Source organism: Streptomyces sp. NPDC023157 (genome assembly GCF_055560575.1).
Genome location: NZ_JBVHIL010000002.1, coordinates 324,140 through 344,840, shown reverse-complemented (window position 1 = coordinate 344,840; position 20,701 = coordinate 324,140). Strand labels below are relative to the sequence as shown.

Annotated in this window: 16 protein-coding genes and 1 pseudogene; 5 read left to right on the top strand and 12 right to left on the bottom strand. The window is 73.2% G+C overall.

Going from position 1 to position 20,701, the window contains the following annotated elements:
* Positions 1–57: 57 nt before the first annotated feature.
* Entirely contained in the window at positions 58–2,106 is a 2,049-nt protein-coding gene (gene recQ / locus ACZ3ZE_RS07230) for a DNA helicase RecQ (RefSeq protein WP_361624299.1), read from the top strand.
* Between the two features lie 161 nt (positions 2,107–2,267).
* Here recQ and ACZ3ZE_RS07225 read toward each other — a convergent pair whose 3' ends face one another.
* The 8 genes from ACZ3ZE_RS07225 to ACZ3ZE_RS07190 form a co-directional block, all read right to left on the bottom strand.
* Complete coding sequence (locus ACZ3ZE_RS07225) at positions 2,268–2,765, bottom strand: SRPBCC family protein (RefSeq protein ID WP_361170529.1); 498 nt, start codon at positions 2,763–2,765, stop codon at positions 2,268–2,270.
* Positions 2,766–2,862: 97 nt separating this feature from the next.
* Positions 2,863–3,696 carry a VOC family protein gene (locus ACZ3ZE_RS07220; protein ID WP_361624296.1) on the bottom strand — a complete coding sequence of 278 codons (834 nt, stop codon included), beginning with the start codon at positions 3,694–3,696 and terminating at the stop codon, positions 2,863–2,865.
* Between the two features lie 127 nt (positions 3,697–3,823).
* The gene (locus ACZ3ZE_RS07215) at positions 3,824–5,113 is read right to left on the bottom strand and encodes a glycosyl hydrolase family 8 (RefSeq protein ID WP_467257832.1); all 1,290 of its coding nucleotides are present in this window, start codon (positions 5,111–5,113) and stop codon (positions 3,824–3,826) included.
* 176 nt (positions 5,114–5,289) lie between these two features.
* A complete protein-coding gene (locus ACZ3ZE_RS07210) occupies positions 5,290–6,078 on the bottom strand; it encodes an ABC transporter permease (RefSeq protein WP_361170538.1) in 789 nt (262 codons plus the stop codon).
* Positions 6,075–7,064, bottom strand: coding sequence for an ATP-binding cassette domain-containing protein (locus ACZ3ZE_RS07205; protein WP_361170541.1), 990 nt, complete (start codon positions 7,062–7,064; stop codon positions 6,075–6,077). The genes ACZ3ZE_RS07210 and ACZ3ZE_RS07205 overlap by 4 nt, the downstream gene beginning before the upstream one ends.
* A 26-nt stretch (positions 7,065–7,090) precedes the next feature.
* Positions 7,091–7,927: a DUF4097 family beta strand repeat-containing protein gene (locus tag ACZ3ZE_RS07200; RefSeq protein ID WP_361624290.1), complete on the bottom strand. Its 837-nt coding sequence runs from the start codon at positions 7,925–7,927 to the stop codon at positions 7,091–7,093.
* A gap of 78 nt (positions 7,928–8,005) precedes the next feature.
* Entirely contained in the window at positions 8,006–8,554 is a 549-nt protein-coding gene (locus ACZ3ZE_RS07195; protein ID WP_361170547.1) for a hypothetical protein, read from the bottom strand.
* 203 nt (positions 8,555–8,757) lie between these two features.
* Positions 8,758–9,936, bottom strand: coding sequence for an agmatine deiminase family protein (locus tag ACZ3ZE_RS07190; RefSeq protein ID WP_467257829.1), 1,179 nt, complete (start codon positions 9,934–9,936; stop codon positions 8,758–8,760).
* 267 nt (positions 9,937–10,203) lie between these two features.
* Here ACZ3ZE_RS07190 and ACZ3ZE_RS07185 point away from each other — a divergent pair, with 267 nt between their 5' ends.
* A complete protein-coding gene (locus ACZ3ZE_RS07185) occupies positions 10,204–12,678 on the top strand; it encodes a penicillin acylase family protein (protein WP_467257826.1) in 2,475 nt (824 codons plus the stop codon).
* A 104-nt stretch (positions 12,679–12,782) separates the two neighbouring features.
* Complete coding sequence (locus ACZ3ZE_RS07180; protein ID WP_361171212.1) at positions 12,783–13,820, top strand: alpha/beta hydrolase; 1,038 nt, start codon at positions 12,783–12,785, stop codon at positions 13,818–13,820.
* Positions 13,821–13,903: 83 nt separating this feature from the next.
* Here ACZ3ZE_RS07180 and ACZ3ZE_RS07175 read toward each other — a convergent pair whose 3' ends face one another.
* A complete protein-coding gene (locus tag ACZ3ZE_RS07175) occupies positions 13,904–14,977 on the bottom strand; it encodes a BTAD domain-containing putative transcriptional regulator (RefSeq protein WP_361624284.1) in 1,074 nt (357 codons plus the stop codon).
* Positions 14,978–15,171: 194 nt separating this feature from the next.
* On the opposite strand from ACZ3ZE_RS07175, the gene ACZ3ZE_RS07170 reads away from it, so the two are divergent.
* Positions 15,172–16,362, top strand: a complete 1,191-nt coding sequence (locus ACZ3ZE_RS07170) for an MFS transporter (protein ID WP_361624281.1) — start codon at positions 15,172–15,174, stop codon at positions 16,360–16,362.
* Between the two features lie 29 nt (positions 16,363–16,391).
* Here the strand turns inward: ACZ3ZE_RS07170 and ACZ3ZE_RS07165 are convergent.
* Together ACZ3ZE_RS07165 and ACZ3ZE_RS07160 are read right to left on the bottom strand one after the other, a co-directional pair.
* Positions 16,392–17,181: pseudogene (locus ACZ3ZE_RS07165) on the bottom strand (class I SAM-dependent methyltransferase).
* A 171-nt stretch (positions 17,182–17,352) separates the two neighbouring features.
* The gene (locus ACZ3ZE_RS07160; protein WP_442305201.1) at positions 17,353–17,838 is read right to left on the bottom strand and encodes a pyridoxamine 5'-phosphate oxidase family protein; all 486 of its coding nucleotides are present in this window, start codon (positions 17,836–17,838) and stop codon (positions 17,353–17,355) included.
* Positions 17,839–18,149: 311 nt separating this feature from the next.
* Here ACZ3ZE_RS07160 and ACZ3ZE_RS07155 point away from each other — a divergent pair, with 311 nt between their 5' ends.
* The gene (locus ACZ3ZE_RS07155; RefSeq protein ID WP_361170566.1) at positions 18,150–18,833 is read left to right on the top strand and encodes a response regulator transcription factor; all 684 of its coding nucleotides are present in this window, start codon (positions 18,150–18,152) and stop codon (positions 18,831–18,833) included.
* A 30-nt stretch (positions 18,834–18,863) separates the two neighbouring features.
* Here ACZ3ZE_RS07155 and ACZ3ZE_RS07150 read toward each other — a convergent pair whose 3' ends face one another.
* Entirely contained in the window at positions 18,864–20,546 is a 1,683-nt protein-coding gene (locus tag ACZ3ZE_RS07150) for a sensor histidine kinase (RefSeq protein WP_467257823.1), read from the bottom strand.
* Positions 20,547–20,701: the final 155 nt, after the last annotated feature.

Here is a 20,701-nt window from a genome sequence, read left to right as displayed (position 1 = left end):
TCCACAGGTTGCGGCGGCTCGGCCAAGGGTGTCCGTCCGGGCGGCTAGGCTTTTCGAATGGCCCTCACCGACGCTTCCCCCGAGACCTCCGACGCCCTGCGGGTGCTGCACCGCGTCTTCGGTTACGGCTCCTTCCGCGGCGAGCAGGAAGAGATCATCGAGCAGGTCGTCGCAGGCGGCGACGCCCTCGTGCTGATGCCGACCGGCGGCGGCAAGTCGCTCTGCTACCAGATCCCGGCACTCGTCAGAGAAGGCACGGGCGTGGTGATCTCCCCGCTGATCGCCCTGATGCAGGACCAGGTGGACGCGCTCACCGCGCTCGGGGTGCGGGCCGGCTTCCTCAACTCGACGCAGGACGGGTATCAGCGGCAGGAGGTCGAGCGGGCCTTCCTCGCCGACGAGCTCGACATCCTCTACCTGGCCCCCGAGCGGCTGCGCACCGAGGGCATGCAGCGGCTGCTCGACCGGGGCAAGATCTCGCTCTTCGCGATCGACGAGGCCCACTGTGTCGCCCAGTGGGGCCACGACTTCCGGCCCGACTACCTCGCCCTGTCGATGCTCCACGAGCGCTGGCCCAAGGTGCCCCGGATCGCGCTGACGGCCACGGCCACCGAGGCCACCCACGCCGAGATCGCGGGACGGCTCGGACTGCGGGAGGCCCGGCACTTCGTCGCCAGCTTCGACCGGCCCAACATCCAGTACCGCATCGCCCCGAAGAACAACGCGCTCAAGCAGGTCCTGGAGCTGATCCGCACCGAGCACGACGGGGACGCCGGCGTCGTCTACTGCCTGTCCCGGGCCTCGGTCGAGAAGACCGCCGCCTTCCTCGTGGAGAACGGCGTCGACGCCGTGCCGTACCACGCGGGCATGGACGCCGCCACGAGGGCCGCGAACCAGTCGCGCTTCCTGCGCGAGGACGGCGTCGTGGTGGTCGCCACGATCGCCTTCGGCATGGGCATCGACAAGCCCGACGTCCGCTTCGTGGCCCACCTGGACCTGCCCAAGTCGGTCGAGGGCTACTACCAGGAGACCGGCCGCGCCGGACGCGACGGGGCACCGGCGACGGCGTGGCTCGCGTACGGGCTGCAGGACGTCGTCCAGCAGCGCAAGCTCATCGACGGGTCCGAGGGCGACGAGGCCCACCGGCGCTCCCTGGCCGCGCACCTGGACGCCATGCTCGCGCTCTGCGAGACCGTCGACTGCCGCCGCGTCCGGCTCCTCGCCTACTTCGGGCAGCAGGGCGAGCCGTGCGGCAACTGCGACACCTGTCTGACCCCGGCCGAGTCCTGGGACGGCACGGTCGCCGCGCAGAAGCTGCTGTCCACCGTGTGGCGGCTGGCCAAGGAACGGCGCCAGAAGTTCGGCGCCGGCCAGATCATCGACATCCTCCAGGGCAAGAAGACGGCCAAGGTCATCCAGTTCGACCACGACACGCTCACCGTGTTCGGCATCGGCGCCGATCTGAGCACCGCGGAGTGGCGGGGCGTCGTGCGCCAGCTCCTGGCCCAGGGGCTGCTCGCGGTGGAGGGCGACTACGGGACGCTCGTCCTCACGGACGGCAGCGGCGAGGTCCTCGGCGGGCGCCGCAGCGTCCCCCTGCGGAAGGAGAAGGCCCCCGCCGCACCGTCCCGCAAGGAATCCGGGTCCCGCTCCGGGAAGGGCGCCCGGGTGCCCGTCGACCTGCCGGCCGCCGCCGTGCCGGTCTTCGAGGCCCTCCGCGCCTGGCGCGCCGCCGCCGCCCGCGAGCAGGGAGTCCCGGCGTACGTCGTCTTCCACGACGCGACGCTGCGGGAGATCGCGACCCGGCTGCCCGGCACGATCGAGGAGCTGGCCACCGTCGGCGGCGTCGGCGAGGCCAAGCTCACCAAGTACGGCGAGGGCGTCCTCGAAGCCCTCGCCGAACACACCGGCGCCGCACCCGACCCGTCCGCCGAGCCGACCCCGACCTCGGTCCCGGCTCCCGCCACCGCCGCTCCGGCAGCCGCGGCAACCGCGACCCGGGCGAGCCGCCCCACGCCGCAGGGCGACAAGCCCAGCTTCGACCCGGACGAGGAGCCCCCGTTCGACGAGGACGAGATCGACCCGCCGTGGGACGAATGGCAGTAGGCGCCTGACCGGGGGCGCGCGAGGGGCGTGGGCGCGGGCGGAGGCCAGCCGGGCGGCCCACGGCGCTCAGCCGGGGCGGAGCCGGCGACCGGCGGGCGAGCGGCCCTCACGCCCCCGGGCGGGCCCCGGCGCTCAGCCGGGACAGAGCCGGCCTGCGGCCCTCACGCCCCCGGGCGGGTCAGGGCCGCGGTTGCCGCGATCGCGGTCAGGGTGGCGCGCATCCCGGCCCGGTTGAGGGCGATCCGGCGGGCCGGGTTGGTGCCGGCGAAGATCGTCCCGAGGAGGTCGGCGACCCTGCCCCGGGTTCCGCCGGACCGCAGGTCCTGCCAGAACTCGGTGACGCGAGTGCCCGTGCCCTCCGGTTCGAAGCGGTAGCCCCAGCGGGCGATCGGCAGCCCGAAGACGCCGACGTCGAAGGCGAACACGCGGTCCTGCCGCGCCTCGACCACCCGGCCCACGGTGAACCAGATGAACGGCCCGCGCCGGTTGAAGCCCACGAACCGCGTCCCGGACCGCGCCGACGTCTTCGACAGCACCCGCACGGAGCGGCACTCCGGACTCCAGCGGCCCATGTTCCGCAAGTCCGACACGAGCCCGTAGACGGTCGCCGGCGGCGCGTCGATCACCGTGCTCTCCTCCAGGCTCCGCTGCCGTTCCATCGCCCTCACCCCTCGTCGCCGGAGACTCCGCGGCGGTGACCCCGCCCCTACTCGTCGGTACGGTAGCGGGTCGGGGTGCCGCCGGGGGAGGGCGGGCTCAGCCCTCTTCGGCTGCGAGGACGACGAAGTCCGCGTTGGCCGGGTCGAGACAGACGGCCAGCCTGCCCACGCCCGGCACGTCGGCCGGTCCCATCTGCACGCTGCCGCCGTTCCCGGTGACCGTGGCGACCGTGGCATCGCAGTCCGCGACGGCGAAGACCGGGTGCCAGTACGGGCGCCCGCCGGTGAGGGTGAGCTGATCGGAGGGCAGCTGGAGGAGGCCGCCGTGCATGCGCTCCGCGGGGAGCCCGGCGGGCGTGATGAGGGTGTACGTGCCCTCGCCGCCCGGCATCTCCATGTCGCTGTACCACCAGCCGAGGACGGAGCCGTAGAACTCCTTGGCCGCGGCGGCGTCACTCGTGTACAGCTCGGTCCAGGACAGCGAGCCCGGATCGTCGACCAGGTCGACGCCCTTGTTCGACCCCGGCTGCCAGACGGCGAACTGGCCTCCCAGGGGGTCGCTGTACTGCGCCATCCGGCCCCACTCGGCGAGGTCCATCGGGGGCACCCGGACGGTGCCCCCGGCCTGTTCGACCGCCTGGGTCGTGGCATCGGCGTCGGCGACGCTGTAGTAGATCATCCACGCCGAGCGGGCGCCCTTCTCCGTCAGCTTGCCGAGCCCGGCGACGATCTTGCCGTCCTTCCGGAACATGCCGCCCTCGAAGTCCTCGGCCTCCCCGGAGCCCCCGGCGTCCCCGGCGTCTTCGGTCTCGCCCATGGCCTCGTAGGCCCAGCCGAACACGGTCCGGTAGAAGGCCGCGGCGGCCGGGACGTCGGGGGTGCCCAGGTCGAGCCAGCAGGGGGAGCCGGGGGAGAAGTCGGTGGTGATCACGGGGTGTTCCCTTCGCCGATGCGGTGCCCCCCATCGGCCCCAGCCTGGCACCCCGGGCGGGCCCGCGCCCTTCGGGCGGGCCCGCGCCCTTCGGGCGGTGGTGCGTGTCGCCCGGGGTGCGCGGCCGCTACGGGACCCAGTGGTTCCCGGACGCCGTGATCATGACCTGGAGCTGGATGCTCGCCGAGAAGTAGCTGCTGGTGTCGACCGGCGTCGCCAGCATTCGGTTCCACAGCGCGTCCAGCCAGGCCTGGCTGCCCGGGTCGGTCATCGCCGCGAGTGCGAACGGGGCGAAGAAGGCGGCCTCGCCGCCCGAGGAGATCTGCGTCCCGTTCAGCTTGTACCCGACGCCGATCTTCTTCGGATCGCCGCCGGTCTTGCCCTTGATCCAGCTGTTCAGCTTGCGCGCCGCCGCGAGGGACTTGGCGTCGCCGCTGGTCACGGCGTCGTCCGCGATGCGCCACGGCGTGCGGCAGGCGTTCCACCAGTAGGCGCCGTCGTTCGCGTCCTCCAAGACCTTGCCCGGGGCCGGCTTCGGCGTGGTGTTCGTGTTGACGACGAAGTCGGGCAGCAGACCCGTGTTCGGGGCGTACGAGGACTGCAGCTTCGCGATCTGGTTCTGGTGGGCGGTGCGGACGGTGTCCCAGGCGGCGTCGCCGGTCGCCGCGCGGAAGGCGCGGAAGTGGTCGACCATCCAGTCCGAGGTGCGGGAGACGTAGTAGTACTCGTCGTCCCGGCTGCTCCAGTCGCCCAGCTTCAGCAGGTTGGTCGACGGGTTCAGCTCGTCCTTCTTGATCGCGGCGATGTGCTTGAGGGCCAGCGCCTTGTAGTCGTACGTCCCCGAGCTGCCCCACTGCTTGTCCGCCAGCAGCAGCCCGTAGGCGACGTCCAGGTCGCCGTCGGTGGCCGCGTCGCTCCCGTCGACGCTCTTACAGGAACTGTCCTGTTCGGCGGCGAGCAGGTCCCGGTTGACCGACGACGGGTGGTCGATCATCCACTTCGTCAGACCGTCGAAGATCTTCTTCGCGTCGGGGTCCGCGCCGGCCATCGTCGCGGCGATGACCATGCCGTAGCCCTGCGCCTCGCCGACGTACGGATGGTCCGCGTCGGGCGAGATGACCTGGTACCAGCCGTGGCCGCAGTTCTGGCGGACGAAGGCCGCCTTCCACTTGGTGTAGTAGTCGACGACCTTCTGGTCGAGCGTGGCCTGCGCGCCGGAGGGCTTCAGCGTCCCGGCGGCGTACGGCCGGGTGTGACTGCCGAACGGTACGGCGGGGTCGGCCGCGGCGGTCGCGCCCGCGGTGGGGCCGAGCGCGGTGAGCCCCGTGAGGGCGGTGGCGGCGACGGCGAGGCCCGCGAGGGGACGGCGCCATCGGGGAGTGCGGTGCGCGGAACGGTGCTGATGTGCCTGTGACATCGGGCGTCCTCGGGTGAAGTGGTGCACCAGTGGGGGGCGGGTCGCGTACGGATCCGAGTGGACCCGCAATGGTTAGGAAATATTCCTAACCATTGCGCGAGCGAGAGACTAGAGACCCACGCCCCGGCCGCGCAAGGCCACCGAGGAGATTCGGCCCGTGTGAGGGGCGGCGGGGGTCAGCGCCTGGCCGTGCGGCTGAAGGCGGAGCGGGCCCAGAGGTAGCCGGCGAGGCTGAGGCCGAGGCACCAGGCCAGGGCGAGGTATCCGCTGCTGCCGATCTCCGTGCCCATGAGGAGTCCGCGCAGCGTCTCGATGACCGGGGTGAAGGGCTGGTACTCGGCGAACCAGCGCAGTCCGGTGGGCATGGAGTCGGTCGGGACGATGGCGCTGCCGAGGAAGGGCAGGAAGGTCAGGGGCAGGGGCGCGTTGCTGGCCGACTCCGGGGTCCTGGCCACCAGGCCCATCCCGGCGGCGAGCCAGGTCAGGGCGAGGATGAGCCCGGTCAGCAGGCCGATGGCGGCGAGCCATTCGACGGGGGAGGCGTTGGGCCGGAAGCCGATGGCGAGGGCGACGCCGATGACCAGGGCGACGGCGATCAGGGTCTGGATGACACTGCCGACGACGTGTCCGGTGAGGAAGGAGGCGCGGGATATCGACATCGTGCGGAAGCGGTTGACGATGCCCTCGGTCATGTCGACGCAGACGCCGACCGCGGTGGCGACCGCGCCGGCGGTCGCCGCCATCAGGATGATGCCGGGCGCGACGTAGTCGATGTACGCGCCGCCGCCTTCGGGGCCGGAGATCCCGGCACCGATGGCGCCGCCGAAGGCGTAGTTGAACAGCAGCAGCATCATCACGGGCATGATGACGGTGGAGACCGTCATCGACGGATAGCGCTGTGCGTGCTTGAGGTTGCGCCGCAGCATGGTCAGGGAGTCGCTGACGGCGTAGGTGAGGGTGCTCATCGGGCCATCTCCGTCGTGGAGTCGGGGGTCCCGTGACCGGTGAGGGTCAGGAAGACGTCGTCGAGGTCGGGCGTGTGCACGGTGAGTGACTCGGCGGCCAGCGCGGCGCCGTCGAGGATGTCGAGGACGGCCCGCAGGGTCGGTATGGCGCCGTCGCTGGGGATGCGGAGCGTGAGTTCCTCGGGGTCGCGGGCGGCGGCGCCGAAGTGGTGGGCGGCGGCGTCGAGTTCGGCGAGGGAGCCGAAGCGCAGCCGGATGTGTCCGCCGGGGATCAGGGCCTTCAGCTCGTCCGGGGTGCCCTCGGCGACCAGCCGGCCCTTGTCGAGGACGGCGATGCGGTCGGCGAGCTGGTCGGCCTCGTCCAGGTACTGGGTGGTGAGGAAGATGGTGACGCCGTCGTCGGCGACGAGCCTGCGGATGATCTCCCACATGGTGCGGCGGCTGCGCGGGTCGAGCCCGGTGGTCGGTTCGTCGAGGAAGATGATCCGCGGGTCGCCGACCAGGGTCATCGCCAGGTCCAGCTTGCGGCGCATGCCGCCGGAGAGGGTGGAGACCGGCTTGCGGGCGGCCTCGGTGAGTTCGAACCGTTCCAGGAGCGCGGCGGCCCGGCGGCGGCCCTCGGGCCGGGGCAGGTGCCGCAGGTCCGCCATCAGGTGCAGGTTCTCCTCGGCGGTCAGGAGGTTGTCGACGGCGGCGAACTGGCCGGTGACGCCGATCGCGGCGCGGACGCCGTCGGGCCGGTCGGCGAGGTCGTGGCCGGCGATCCTGGCCCGCCCGGCGTCGGGCTCGACGAGCGTCGAGAGGATCTCGACGGTGGTGGTCTTGCCGGCCCCGTTGGGGCCGAGGAGGGCGAAGACCGAGCCCTCGGGGATGGTGAGGTCGATGCCGTCGAGGACGACCTTGTCGCCGTACGACTTGTGCAGGCCGAGAGCGGAGATGGCGGGCGGGGCCGTGGTGCCGGCCCGGTCCGTGGTGGTCGCGGTCATGGGCTGCGCTCTCCCTTCCGGGGAGGTCAGGCGCGGCGGATCACGATGTCGCCGACGCTGGTACGGGCGTGGATCTCGACGGTCTCGTCGGAGGTGCCGGGGTTCTCGGCGGCGTCGAGGGAGTTGCGGAGCGTGCCGAACTTGGAGTGCGCGTCGAGCCAGGCGGCGGTGGACTCGCGGATGCCGATCTCCAGGTCGCCGACGGAGGTCTGGAGGTTGATCACGCCGCGGGCCACCTGCTGCACGCCGATGGCGCCGTTGGCGGACTTGGCGTCGACGGAGGCGTGGGCGACGCCGATGGTGATGCGTCCGTTGGACGCGTTGGCCTTGAGGTCGCCGGTGATCTCGCCGATCACCGTCTCGCCGTTCCCGTTCTTGACGGTCGCGGCTCCCTCGATCTCGCCGATGTCGACCCGGCCGGCCCCGTGGATCTCGGCGTCGCCCACGGCCCGGTCGATCCGGATGTCGCCGAAGCCGGTGCGCAGGTCCACGGCCGCGGCCTCGTCGATCCGGATGTCGCCGAACGAGGTCTTGATCCGGCACTCGCCGAGGGGGCCCTCTGCGACGTAGTCGCCCATGGGCGCGGTGCTGCGCAGGTGGGAGCCGGCGGGGAGTTCGACCGTCACGTCGATCGAGCCCTGCTTGCCGAACAGTCCGCGCTTCTTGGGGCCCTTGAGGCTCAGGACGCGGTTGGCGTACGTGACCGTGGTCTGCTGGGCGGCCCGCGCGTCGGCGTCGTCGGCGCCGTTGCTCGGCTGCACCTCGACGACCGTGGTTCCGCGCTTGCTCGCGGTGATCCGCACGTTGGCGACCTCGAACTCGAGGACCGCGGTGATGGGCTCGGGGGTCTCGTAAGAAGGCATGGCTGTCCCGTCCTCTTGACTCTGGTGGGTGTTTCCGCAGGTGGGGCGCGGTGTGCGGGGGAGGGGCGGGGGATTCTGCTAGCGGACCCAGCCCTGGTAGCTCTGGCCGTGACCCGAGGGACGCGGGGTCGCCCGGGCCGGGGCGGCGCCCGGCTCCAGGGCGGCGCCCACCGCCCGTACGAGCCAGGCGTTGACGGACAGGCCGTCCCGGCCGGCCGCCTCCTCGACGCGGGCCTTCAGCGGGGCCGGGAGTCGGAAGTTGATCCGGGCCGTGGCGCCGTCCTCGCCGTCCGCCAGGGAGGGCGCCACTGGCGCCATCGGCGCCACGGGTGACGCCATAGGTGTCGTGAGGCTCGCGGGGTCCACGGAGATGTTCTCGTTCGCCGGCGGCGCCGTCACCACGAACTCGGGGTCGAGCCCCCGCAGCCGTACGTCCACCGAGCCCGGGGCCAGGTCGCGGGTGATCTCGTCCGAGGCGGCGGACAGCGCGTTCAGGAGGGTCAGCCGGGCGGCCGACTCCAGCGGCGCGGTCAGCCGCTCGGCGAGGGCGCGGGCCTCGTCCCCGCCGGCGCTCGCGGCGACCGCGAGCTCTCGGCGGAGGTGATCGACGAAGGGGGTCAGGTCCATGTGCACCATAGTGGCACCAGAATGGCGCCATGGCAAGTGATTGTGGCGCCATCTGGCTCCGGGTGGCGCGAGGTGGCGCGTGGATGGCGCCGAGGTGGTGTCCGGATGGCGCCAGGTGGGGCCGTGTGGCGCCACCCGCGCGACGACGTCCCCTCCGCGCCACCGTGCGCCCCCGCCATGGCCCGCCTCCCGTGCCACCCCCGTCAGGCCGCCGGCCTGCCCGGCTGGTCGTGGGTGGCGCAGTGGATGCCGCCGCCGCCCGAGGCGATGGTGTCGATCTGCAGCTGTACGACCTCCCGCTTGGGGAAGTGCTCCTGGAGGATCGACCTGGCCCGGGCGTCCGCCTGCGCGTCGCCGAAGCGGGGCAGGAAGACGGAGTCGTTGGCGACGTAGAAGTTGGCGTAGCTGGACACGAAGTCGTGCCCCTCGCCGGTGATCTTGTCCAGGTCGGGCTGGGGCAGGTCGACGATCTCGAAGCGCCGGCCCCGGGCGTCGGTCGCCTTCGAGAGCACCGAGCGGGCCTGGTCGGCCGAGCGGGACCAGGAGTCCGGGGGCGAGCCCGGGAACGCCTGGTCCAGGAGGACGACACCGGGGGCGGTGAACCGTACGAGACTGTCCACGTGGGCGTCGGTGATGTCCTCGCCGCGGACGCCCGCCAGCCAGACCACCTTGTCCAAGCCCAGCGTCTCGACGAGTTCGTCCTCGATCTGGTCCCGGCTCTTCCCCGGGTTGCGGTTGACGTTGACGATCGAGCTCTCGGTGACGAGCAGGGTGCCCTCGCCGTCGGTCTCGAAGGAGCCGCCCTCGGCGACGAGCGGGGCCTGCTCGCGGGGGATGTGGTAGCGGGCGAGCAGCTTGCGGCCCACCTGGGAGTCGTTGGCGTGCTCCTGCTTGTCGCCCCAGCCGTTGAAGTCGAAGTCGATGCCGACGAGCTCGCGCCCGTCCTCGACGAAGACGGGGACCGTGTCGCGGGCCCAGAGGTCGTCGACGGGCAGCAGCGGGATGACCTCGACCTGCGAGCCGCAGGCCTGCTGGGCCGCCGACACCTGCTCCGGGCGGGCCATCATCACCACGGCCTCGAACTCCCCGACGGCGCGTGCGATGCGCGCGATGTCCTCCCGTACGGACGGCAGGTCGTCCCCCCAGACGGAGGCCAGAGCCGGCCAGGACATGAAGGTACGGGTGTGGCTCTCCCACTCGGCGCCGAACCGGCGCTCGCCGCCCGCCCCGGAGGAGGCGGCCGAGCCGCTCGGCCCGGTGGTGGCCCCGGAGTCGGCGGCGCCCCCGGGACCGCAGGCCGTGGCGCCCAGGGCGACGGCGGTCCCGCCGAGTCCGGCGAGGGTGCGCAGGGCGCCGCGTCGCGTGGGGAAGGGAGAGGACATCGGCGCTCCGATCGCGGGATCGCGACGCTAACCGAGGGCGCCGGCCGGGGCGCGGGGGCGCGCGCGACGGCGCGCGCCCCCGGAGCCGGCTTCACACGAGCGGCGGCGTCGCCGGCCCCGACGACGCGCCGGCCCGTCGACCCTGGTCGGCCTGCCGACGGGGCCGGCCACCGGCAGCGTCATCGGGATTTCATCGCCCCTCCCTAGCCTGACCGCGTTCGGACGCAGGCCGCTACGAAGGCCGCGACCCAGGGGAAGGACGGCTCGATGGCGCGGAGGAGATCAAGGGCGAGGCTGCCGCTGGCGGTCATGGCCGCGGTGGCGGTGATGGGGACGACGGCGGTCGCCGGGCCGTCCGTCGCCGAGGCGGGGCCGGACAAGCCGACGATCCGTTACACCGAGTACGGGATCCCGCACATCATCGCCTCGACCTGGGAAGGTCTGGGGACGGGTTATGGCTACGCGGCGGCCAAGGACAACATCTGCACGCTGGCCGACACCTATCTGATGGTCAACGCGCAGCGGTCCCGCTATCTGGGCCCCGCGGGCAAGGCGAGCCCCGGACAGAGCCAGAACAGCACCAGCAACCTCAACAGCGATCTGTACTTCCAGCGCATCAACGACAACCAGGTCGTGGAGCGCCTGCTCGAACAGCCCGCGCCCAACGGGCCGGAGCCGGAGGTCAAGGAGGCCATCCGCGGCTACGTCCAGGGGTACAACCGGTACCTGGCCGAGACGGGCGTCGGCAACATCACCGACCCCGCCTGCCGTGGCGCCGCCTGGGTGCGGCCCATCACCGAGCTCGACGTCTACCGGCACGCGCACGCCGAGATCATCATGGGCACCGCCGACCCCCTGCTCGACGGCCTGGTCAACGCCGCTCCCCCCGGGGCCTCGGCCGCCGCCGCGGCCGCGGCGAAGGCGCCCACCGCCGCGCAGCGCGCGAAGAGCGCGAGGGAGACCGGGCGGAGGATCCGCGAGGCGATGGCGGCGAGCCGGAGCGACAGCATGGGCAGCAACGCGCTGGCGGTCGGCGCGCAGGGCACGTCCGGCGGCACGAGCATGCTGCTGGCCAACCCCCACTTCCCGTGGCAGGGCAAGAACCGCATGTGGCAGAGCCAGCTGACGATCCCGGGCAAGGTCAACGTCTCCGGGGCCAGCCTGCTCGGACTGCCCGCCGTGAACATCGGGCACAACGACGACGTCGCCTGGAGCCACACGGTCGCCACGGTCGCGCCGTTCGGCCTCTTCGACGTCCAGGTGGACCCGCTGAACCCGACCATGTACCTCGTGGACGGGGCCTGGCAGAGGATGACCTCCCAGCGGGTCTCCGTCGACGTGCTCAACGCGGACGGCTCCGTCGGCAAGGTCGACAGGACCATGTGGTCCACCCGCTACGGCCCGGTCACCGCCTCGGTCCAGGGCATCCCGCTGCCCTGGGTGGTGAGCGCCCACGCCGTACGCGACGTGAACATGGACAACCTGCGGGCCCTGAACACCTGGTTCCACCTGGACCAGGCCACGGACGTCCACGACGTGGTGAACACCCTGGAGACCACCCAGGGCGTCCCCTTCTTCAACACGATCGCCTCCGACCGCGAGGGCAACGCGCTCTACGCGGACATCCAGGCCACCCCGAACATCACCGACGAGCACGCCCAGTCGTGCCTCACCGAGACCGGCAAGATCCTCTTCAACCAGACGCTCCGGCTGCCGAACGTCCCGCCGGTCTCCATCTTCGACGGCAAGCGCAGCGCGTGTGACTGGCCCGCCGACCCCAACGCGGTCGCGCCCGGCCTGCTGGACCCGCGCAAGCAGCCGCGCCTGATCCGCTCCGACTTCGTCGGCAACGCCAACGACAGTGCCTGGCTGGCCAACCCCGAGCAGCCGCTGTCCTTCCCCCGCGTCATGGGCGACACGGCGGCGCCCCGGTCGCTGCGCACCCAGGAACTGATCCTGACCGCGCAGAACCGGATCAACGGCACCGACGGCCTGCCCGGGCGGGGCTTCACGCCGGAGAACATGCGCCACTTGCTGTTCGCCGACAACAGCAGGGCGGCCGACCTGGCCCTGAACGCCACCGTGAAGGGCTGCCAGGACGTCCCCTTCGGACTCGTCCTCGTCGACGGCAACCTGGTCAACATCAGCGAGGCCTGCCCGATCCTGGCCGCCTGGAAGAGCCACGACTTCACGGCGGACAGCCGGGGCTCCTGGCTGTTCGAGAACTACTGGTACCGGCTGGCCGGCGGCAAGGGCGTCGAGTCGCTGCCGTGGAAGGTGCCCTTCGATCCCAAGGACCCGGTGCACACGCCCAACTCGCTCGACCCCGGGAACAACGCCGTGCGCGACTCGCTGGCCCGGACGGTCCTCGCCATGCGCAACGCGGGCATCCCGCTGAACACGGCCCTGTCGGACGCCCAGAAGGTCACCCGCAACGGCGAGCAGATCCCCATCCACGGCTCGATCCACGAGCTGGGCGTCCTCAACGTCGTCACGCCCGGCCTGGTCGACGGGAAGATGGACATCACCTTCGGGTCCAGCTTCATCCAGCAGGTGCGGTTCGCCGCCGACGGCCCGCCGCAGGCCTCCTCCCTGCTGACCTACTCCCAGTCGGCCGACCCGACCTCGCCCCACTACGCCGACCAGACCCGGCTGTTCTCGGCCGGCCAGTGGGTGACCGAACGCTTCACCGAGGAACAGATCGCGGCCTCACCGGCCCTGGAGACCAAGGTCCTGGACTGAGCCCGCCCACCGGCAGGCCGGTGGGACACCACGAGACGCAGCGACCCACGAGGGGGAACACAGTGACGAGGACAGCGAAGCGATGGCGGCTGGTGGTGGCGTGGATGGTCGCCGCCGTCGCCGTGATCACCCCGGCGGCCGGTACGGCCCAGGCCGCCGACGCCACCACCCCGCCGCCGATCACCAACGGATTCGGTCTGACCCAGGTGGAGGCGGCGAGCGGCAGCGCCACCGACTTCTACCTCACCGTGACCACGCCCGAGGTGACGGGCCGGCACCACATCAAGATCATCCTGCCCAGCGGCTACTACGACGACCCGAACCGGCGCTACCCGGTGCTGTACTTCCTGCACGGCTCGCCCGACGACCCCGTCCAGCAGAACTACCCGGCGCTGAGCATGTCGAACGACATGATCACCGTCATCCCGGACGGCGGAGCCCGCGGCTGGTACGCCAACTGGCTCAACCAGAAGACCGTGCTCGGTGCCCAGAACTGGGAGAACTTCCACCTCAAGCAGGTCATCCCGTTCATCGACGCGAACCTGCGGACCGTCGCCACGAAGAAGACCAGGGCCATCGCGGGCGTCTCCATGGGCGGGTTCGGCGCCCTGCACTACGCCCAGGTCCGCCCCGACCTGTTCAGCCAGACCGCGTCCCTGTCGGGTGACATCGACCTGTCGGTCAAGTCCATGGACCTGCGGCTCGCCGTCGTCGCCTCCCTCATCGACGCGACGGGCGCGATCTGCGGCTCGGCGTCCGGCGCGTGCGACCCGAACAACTCCCCGTACAAGCCCGGCGTGGACAGCGACGCCGCGTTCGGCTCGCCGTACCCGATCTTCAACGCCGACTGGCGCTGGAACGAGGTCGACCCGGCGGCCCACATGGACAAGCTCAGGACCGTCGGCGTCTCCCTCTACGTCGGCAACGGAGCCGGCACGGTCACCGACCCCGAGTTCTGGCTCGAAGGCGCGGCCAAGCACGTCAAGGACAGCATGGACGCCCTCGGCATGTCCTACTACTACGTGAATTACGGCGACGGCTCCGCCTGGGGCAGCAACTGCAACGGCGGCCACAACGCCTGGTGCTGGGAGCAGGACCTCAGGGACCTGATCCCGCGCCTTGAGCGGTCCTTCACCTCCTGACCGTACGAGACCATGCGAGACCGTGCGAGACCGTACGGAGCGAGACGGCTCGCGGAGCTGCCCCAGCAGCCTCCGCGAGCAGCTCATCCGGCGAGACCGAGCCCGTGGCCGAGCCAGAGGCCCCGACCGGGCCCGGTCTCGTCGCCGCGCAGGACCATCTGGTGCGTCCGCCGCAGCATCCGGCTCGGCGCGACCCCCAGGTCGTCGGCGAGCCGACGGCGCGCGCGGTCGAACACGGCGGAGGCGTCGGCCCGTCGCCCGTCGCGGTGCAGCGCGCGCATCAGGAGCGCGGCCACCGGCTCGTTCAGCGGGTGTGCGGCGAAGAGGGCGAACAGTTCGGCGAGAGCCTCGGCGGACCGGCCGAGCCGCAGCAAGCCCTCCGCCTTCCGCCGTACGAGGGCGATCCTGCGCTCGGTGAGCCGCAGCCGCTCCAGCTCGGCCAGCGGCCCGGGCAGACCGGCCAGCGGCTCCTCCCCCCGGAACAGGTCCAGCGCCCGCGAGCACAGCCGGACCGCCTCCGCCGGTTCGCCCGCCCGGTCCGCGGCCTCGACGCCGCCCAGCAGCTCCTCCAGGCGGGCCACGTCGACGTCGACCGCGCCGGGGACCAGCCGGTAGCCGAACCGGTCGTGCGCGATGACCGGGTCCGGGCCGTCTCCCGCGCCCAGGGCCTTGCGTAACCGGTACACGTACACCGGCACCACGTTCGCGGCCGGCGGCTCCACGCCCCAGACGCCGTCGAGCAGTTCCCGACGGCTGAGCGTCCGCCCGCCGCCCAGCGCCAGCGCGGCCAGGACGGCCTGCTGGCGCAGGTGCCCCAGCCGCAGCGGCCGTCCGTCCTGCCGGGCCTCCATCGGCCCGAGCACGGAGATCCGGATCCGTGGCCCCGGCTCCCGGCCGACCGCGGCCGGCGGACCGGGGACCGTCCGCCGGGGGCGCGGGCCCTGGCCGGGGACGACCAGACCGCAGTCGAAGGCGTGGACGATGGCGGCGGACCGGTCGCGCAGCCCCAGGCGCACGAGGATCCGCGCCAGCTGTTCGGCCACCGACACCTCGGGGACGCCCAGGGCGGCGGCGACCTCGTCGTCCCGCAGCCCGCTGCCCACCGCCGAGAGCAGCTCGCGCTCCTGGTCCCCGAGCGTGGTGGCGGTCGTCGGCATCGCTGCTCCCCGGTCTCCGGATCGGTCTCCCTGGCGGACGTCGCCGACAAGCTAGTGGCGGGGAGGCCGGACGAGGCATCCGGAAGCATCCGGAGTGACACCCGCGCAACCGACCCGCGCGCCCCGGCGGATCACTCGGCCGGGCGCGCCCCGCCGCCGCGCCGCGGGCGGGCGGCCGGGTTACGGTCGCCGACATGGCGGATGAGCGGCAAGGCTGGCTGAGGTGTCTGCTCGGCGGCGCGGTGTTCCTCGTGTGCATGGCCGGAACGACCCTGCCGACCCCGCTCTACCCGCTCTATCAGGAGAAGTTCGGCTTCTCCGAGCTCACGGTCACCGTCGTGTACGCCGTCTACGCGTTCGGTGTGATCGGCGTGCTGCTCCTCGCGGGCAACGCCTCCGACACCATCGGACGGCGCCCGACACTCTGGTGGGGCCTGGCGTTCGCGGCGGCGAGCGCCGTCTGCTTCCTCGCCGCCGACTCCCTGGGCTGGCTGTACGCGGGCCGGCTCCTGTCGGGCGTGTCGGTCGGCCTGTTCACGGGCGCCGCCACCGCGTACGTCATGGAGCTGGCCCCGCCCGGCGGCACCTCGGGGGCCACGCTCGTCGCGACCGCCGCCAACATGGGCGGACTGGGCTGCGGCCCGCTCCTCGCGGGGCTGCTCGCGGAGTACGCCCCCGAGCCGCTGCTGCTGCCGTTCGCCGTGCACCTCGGCCTCGTCGTGCTCTCGGCCGTCGTCCTGCTGTTCCTGCCCGAGACGGTGCCGCACCGGCGGCCGCTGACGGCTGTCCGGCCACGGAAACCCGCGCTCCCGGCCCCGGTGCGGGCCGTGTTCGTCCCTGCCGCAGTCTCCTCCTTCGTGGGGTTCGCCCTGTTCGGCGTCTTCACCTCCGTCAGCCCCGCCTTCCTGGCGCGGTACCTGCACGTGGACAACCACGCCGTCACCGGACTCGTCGTCGCCCTGGCCTTCTTCGCCTCCACCGGCGGGCAGGTGGCCGCCGGCCACCTCGGCACCGCGCGCTCGCTGCCGCTGGGCTGCGCCGTGCTCTTCGCCGGCCTGGTCCTGCTCGGCTGCGGGCTCGCCACGGACCTCTTCGTCTTCGTCGTCCTGGCCGCTCTCGTCGGCGGCGCCGGACAAGGCCTCGCCTTCCGGGCGGCGCTGTCCGCCGTGGCGGCGGCCTCGCCCCCGGACCAGCGCGCGGCGGTCATCTCGGCGCTGTTCGTGGTCGCGTACGCGGGCATCTCGATCCCGGTGATCGGCGTCGGCCTGCTGGCGGATCCGCTCGGCCTGGAGGGGGCCGGGCTCGTGTTCATCGCCTGCATGCTGGTCCTCGTCGCGACCGCCGGCGCCTACCTGGTCCGCCGGATGGCGCCTGCGGACCGCTGACGACGGTGCGGGGACGGCCGTCCGGCTGTTCAGGCGTCCGCCGGGGGCTTCCAGCCCCATACGGTCATCATCCCGGCCGACAGGGCGGCGCAGTCGTCCGACTCCAGGTAGCGGACCGCCGCGTCGACGGCGGCGTCGTCGACGAGTCCGGTGGCCAGCATCGCCGCGCGGCTCCGCTGCCAGGTGTCCGCCCAGAAGCGGCTGATGGGGCTGCCCGGCAGCAGCGGCGGCACATGGAGCTCGGCGCCGACCCGTCCGAGCCCTGCCCGGCGCAGCAGCCGGGGATACGAGGGGACCCAGGTCACGTCCGTGCCGATGGTGGCGCGCAGCCCCTGCCACATCGCCCGCATCGCCTCGGAGTACGGGGTGACGGGCGTCCCATCGCCGCTCAGGTCGACCGCGTCGCTGAGCACCAGGACGCCGCCGGGCTCCACGTGTGCGGCCAGTTCGGCGATCAGCCGCTCGCGCTCGGGGAGGTGCATCAGCACGAAACGCGCGTGGACGAGCCGGAACCGGCCGGGGACGGCGCGCGGGGCGGTGATGTCGGCCTCCAGCACGTCGAGTCCGGGCACCGGCCGCTCGGCGAGGAACCGTACGTCCCGGTCGACGGCGAGCACGCCCGCCACCCCGGCCTCGTCGAGCAGCCGGCGGGAGACCGTGCCCGTACCGGCGCCCACGTCGAGGCAGCGCCATCCCGGGCCGGCCCCGAGGGGCGCCGAAGTCGATCCGCTCGCCCTCGCCGGCCTGTTCGGGCCGGAACACGGCCTCGCCGTAACGCCCGTCGAACGCCGGCCGCTCCGACCCGTCGAACCGTTCCACGGCCTGACCTCCTCACGCGCGGGGGCGGTGGCGGGCGACCCCGCGGCGGGGCGCCGCCCCGGCGATCCTGCACCCCGGCGCACCCCGCCGCCCGCCCGCCGGGCCCGGACGCGCCGGAGCTGAGCCGATCGGCCCACCGGCCGCTGACCCGGGCCCGCGAGCGGGCCCGGGTCAGTCGGCGGCGACCTGCCGGATGCCCGTGACCAGGTCGGGGCGGATGCGGACCACCTGGTCCAGGGGCCGGTCCGTCCACGGCCGGATCGCCGCCCGGTAGCGGGCCGCCTCCTCGGGGTCGGTCACCAGCCGGCAGAAGCCGGTGACGACGACGCTCCAGCCGAGGCGCGCCTCCACGTCGATGAGGTCCGTCTCGTACGCGACGACGACGCCGTCGGTGCCGCCGACCCGGGCGAGCAGGGCGAGGGCGGCGTCGTCGTGCGTGCGGACGAGGATGTCGCCGCCGTCCACGAGGTGGTTGACGGGGCGGACCGCGGGCAGCGCCCGCTGGGTGAACACGATCCGGCCCAGGGGCACCGAGGCCAGCAGCCGCAGCGCCTCCTCGGTGTCCAGGCGGAGGGTGCGCCGCGCACCGGCGACGGCCGGGGGAGCGTCGGGACGGTGCGGGACCGGAACGGGGGCGAGAGCGGCGTCGTCTTTCACGGTGCCTTCCAGGGGAGGGGACTTCCCCGCAGTACAGACCCCCGGACGCGGCGCGGAAAGGGCCGTTCGGCCCCAGCTCGTCCCGCTCCGTCCGGGCGGTGGGCGCGCCCTGGACGCACCGGCGCGGCAGCGGCCCGGGGGACGGCCGGGCCGCGCCCGGCCGGTGTGTCCAGGACACGAGGCAGAGTCGATCACGGGCGCGGGGCTGCGCACAGGGCCGTTCGGCCCTGCGGGACCAGGGCCGAACGGCCCTCGGGGCCCGGTGCCATACTGACGCCGCCTCAGCTCCCGCCCCTGCCCAGGAGACCGCTGTGAATTCCGCCCTGCCCATCCGGGTCTTCCTGCTCGACGACCACGAGGTCGTCCGGCGCGGTGTCCGGGACCTGCTGGAGGCCGAGCCGGACATCGAGGTGGTCGGCGAGGCCGCGACCGCCCGGGAGGTGCTCGCCCGGGTGCCCGCCGTACGGCCGGACGTCGCCGTGCTCGACGTGCGGCTCGGCAGCGCGACCGGCGGCGACCACGAAGGGGTCGAGGTCTGCCGGGAACTGCGCGCGGCCATGCCGGAGCTGGCCTGCCTGATGCTGACCTCCTTCGACGACGACGAGGCCCTCTTCGACGCGATCATGGCCGGGGCGGCCGGCTACGTCCTCAAGCAGATCGGCGGCTCCGACCTGGTGCACGCGGTCCGTACGGTGGCCACCGGCAAGTCGCTGCTCGACCCGCGGATGACCAGCCGGGTGATGGCCCGGATCCGGGGCCCCGAGCCCGAACCCGCACCGCGCACCGCCGCGTCGGCCGAACTCGACCGGCTCTCGCCCCGCGAGCGGGAGATCCTGGACCTCATCGGCCTGGGGCTGACGAACCGGCAGATTGCCGAGCGCCTGTTCCTCGCCGAGAAGACGGTGAAGAACCGGGTGTCCGCCATCCTCGGCAAACTGGGCGTCGGCCGCCGCATCCAGGCCGCCATGCTCGCCGAGCGGCTGCGCGAGCAGTAGGCGGCCGGTCGCCCACCCGATCCCCGTACGTCACTCCTGCCGCAGCGGCACCGTCCACACCAGCCGGGTGCCGCCGCCGTCCGGTTCCCGGAGCTCCAGCGTCCCGCCGTACTGCTCGGCGCGTGAGCGCATGTTGAGCAGGCCGCCGGTCGGCTCGGCCGCCTCCAGGCCGACGCCGTCGTCCGTGATCGTGAGCACGATCCGGTCGGCGGGCTCCGGGACGGAGAGGACGACGTCGGCGCGGCTCGCGCGGGCGTGCCGGGCACTGTTGCTGAGGGACTCGACCGTCACCGCGAGCACGTGCTCGGCCAGGTCCTCCGGCACGGCGGAGTCGACCGCTCCGGTGATGCGCAGCGAGGGCGGGAAGCCCAGGGACTGCGCGGCCAGCTGGACGGTCTCCGCCATGCGGCGGCGCAGCGCGGGGCCGCCCCGGTCCTCGGCCGACGTGCGGAGCTGCAGGATCGTGGAGCGGATGATCTGGATGGTGGCGTCGAGGTCGTCGACGGCCCGCGACACCCGCTCGGCCGCGGCCCGCTCGCCGATCAGACGGGTCGCGCTCTGCAGGGTCATGCCGGTGGCGAAGAGGCGCTGGATGGCCAGGTCGTGCAGGTCCCGGGCGATGCGGTCGCGGTCGTGCAGGACGGCCAGTTCCTCGGACTCGGCCCGCCTGCGGGCGAGTTCGAGCGCGATCGAGGCCTGGTCGGCGAAGCCGCGGAGCAGTTCCACCTCCGTGGCGTCGAACCCGGGGCGCCCCGCCCGCCGGGCCAGCCGCAGCGCCCCGCACACGGCGTCGTCGACGGGCAGCGGCACCGCCACCACGGGGCCGTGCTCCGGAGGGGCGCCGCCGTCCGCGCGCAGCGGCCGGGCCCGGGCGTCGGTGCGGACGTCCGCGGTGACGGCGGGCCGGCGCGTGCGGGCGGCGAGCCCCGTCAGCGAGCCGCCCGCCGGGAGCCGCGCGCCGAGCACCGTGCCGGCGGTGTCCCCGTCCGCGACCTGGACCACGAGCTCACCGTCGCGGCCGGCCGGCAGCAGGATGGCGGCGAGATCGGCGTCGGCCACCTCCCGGGCCCGCCGGGCGATCAGCCGCAGCACCCGGTCCGGGTCGGTCCCGGCGAGCAGCGCCCGGGTGATCTCCGCGAGCGCTTCGAGCCGGTGCTCCCGGCGCCTGCTGTCGTGGTAGAGGCGGGCGTTGTCGATGGCGACGCCCGCGGCGGTCGACAGGGTCGTCAGGACCGCCTCGTCGTCGGCGTCGAAGCCGCCGGCGCCGCGCTTCTCGGTCAGGTAGATGTTGCCGAACACCTCGTCCCTGATGCGGATCGGCGCCCCCAGGAACGTACGCATCGGGGGATGGTGCGCGGGGAAGCCGAAGCTGCTCGGATGCCGGGCGAGGTCGTCCAGGCGCAACGGGACCGGGTTGCGGATGAGTTCGCCGAGGATGCCGTGCCCGCAGGGCGCGGGGCCGATGCGCGCGGCCGGCTCGTCGGCCATGCCCACGGGCAGGAACTGCGAGAGCCGGTCCCCGTCGCCGATCACCCCGAGCGCGCCGTACTCGGCGTCGGTGAGGGTGACGGCGGCCTCCACGATGCCGTGCAGGACCTGGGGGAGTTCGAGGTCGCGGCCGAGGTCCATGACCGCGGCGAGGAGGGCGTGCATCCGCTCGGGGACGTCGAGCCGCGGCCACGGCGTGCCCGGGAGTCGTGCGGTGTCGGACATGCCTGCCTGCTCTGCCGGTGCGTTCTTCCTGTCGCAGGTTACGTCACGGGGGCGGCGGGTCCGCAGGGGCCGTTCGGCCCTGGTGCCGCCCGCCCGCGGGGACTGTTCGACCCTGTCGGGCGCCCCGCGGCGGCGAGAACCATGGGCGACGGCCG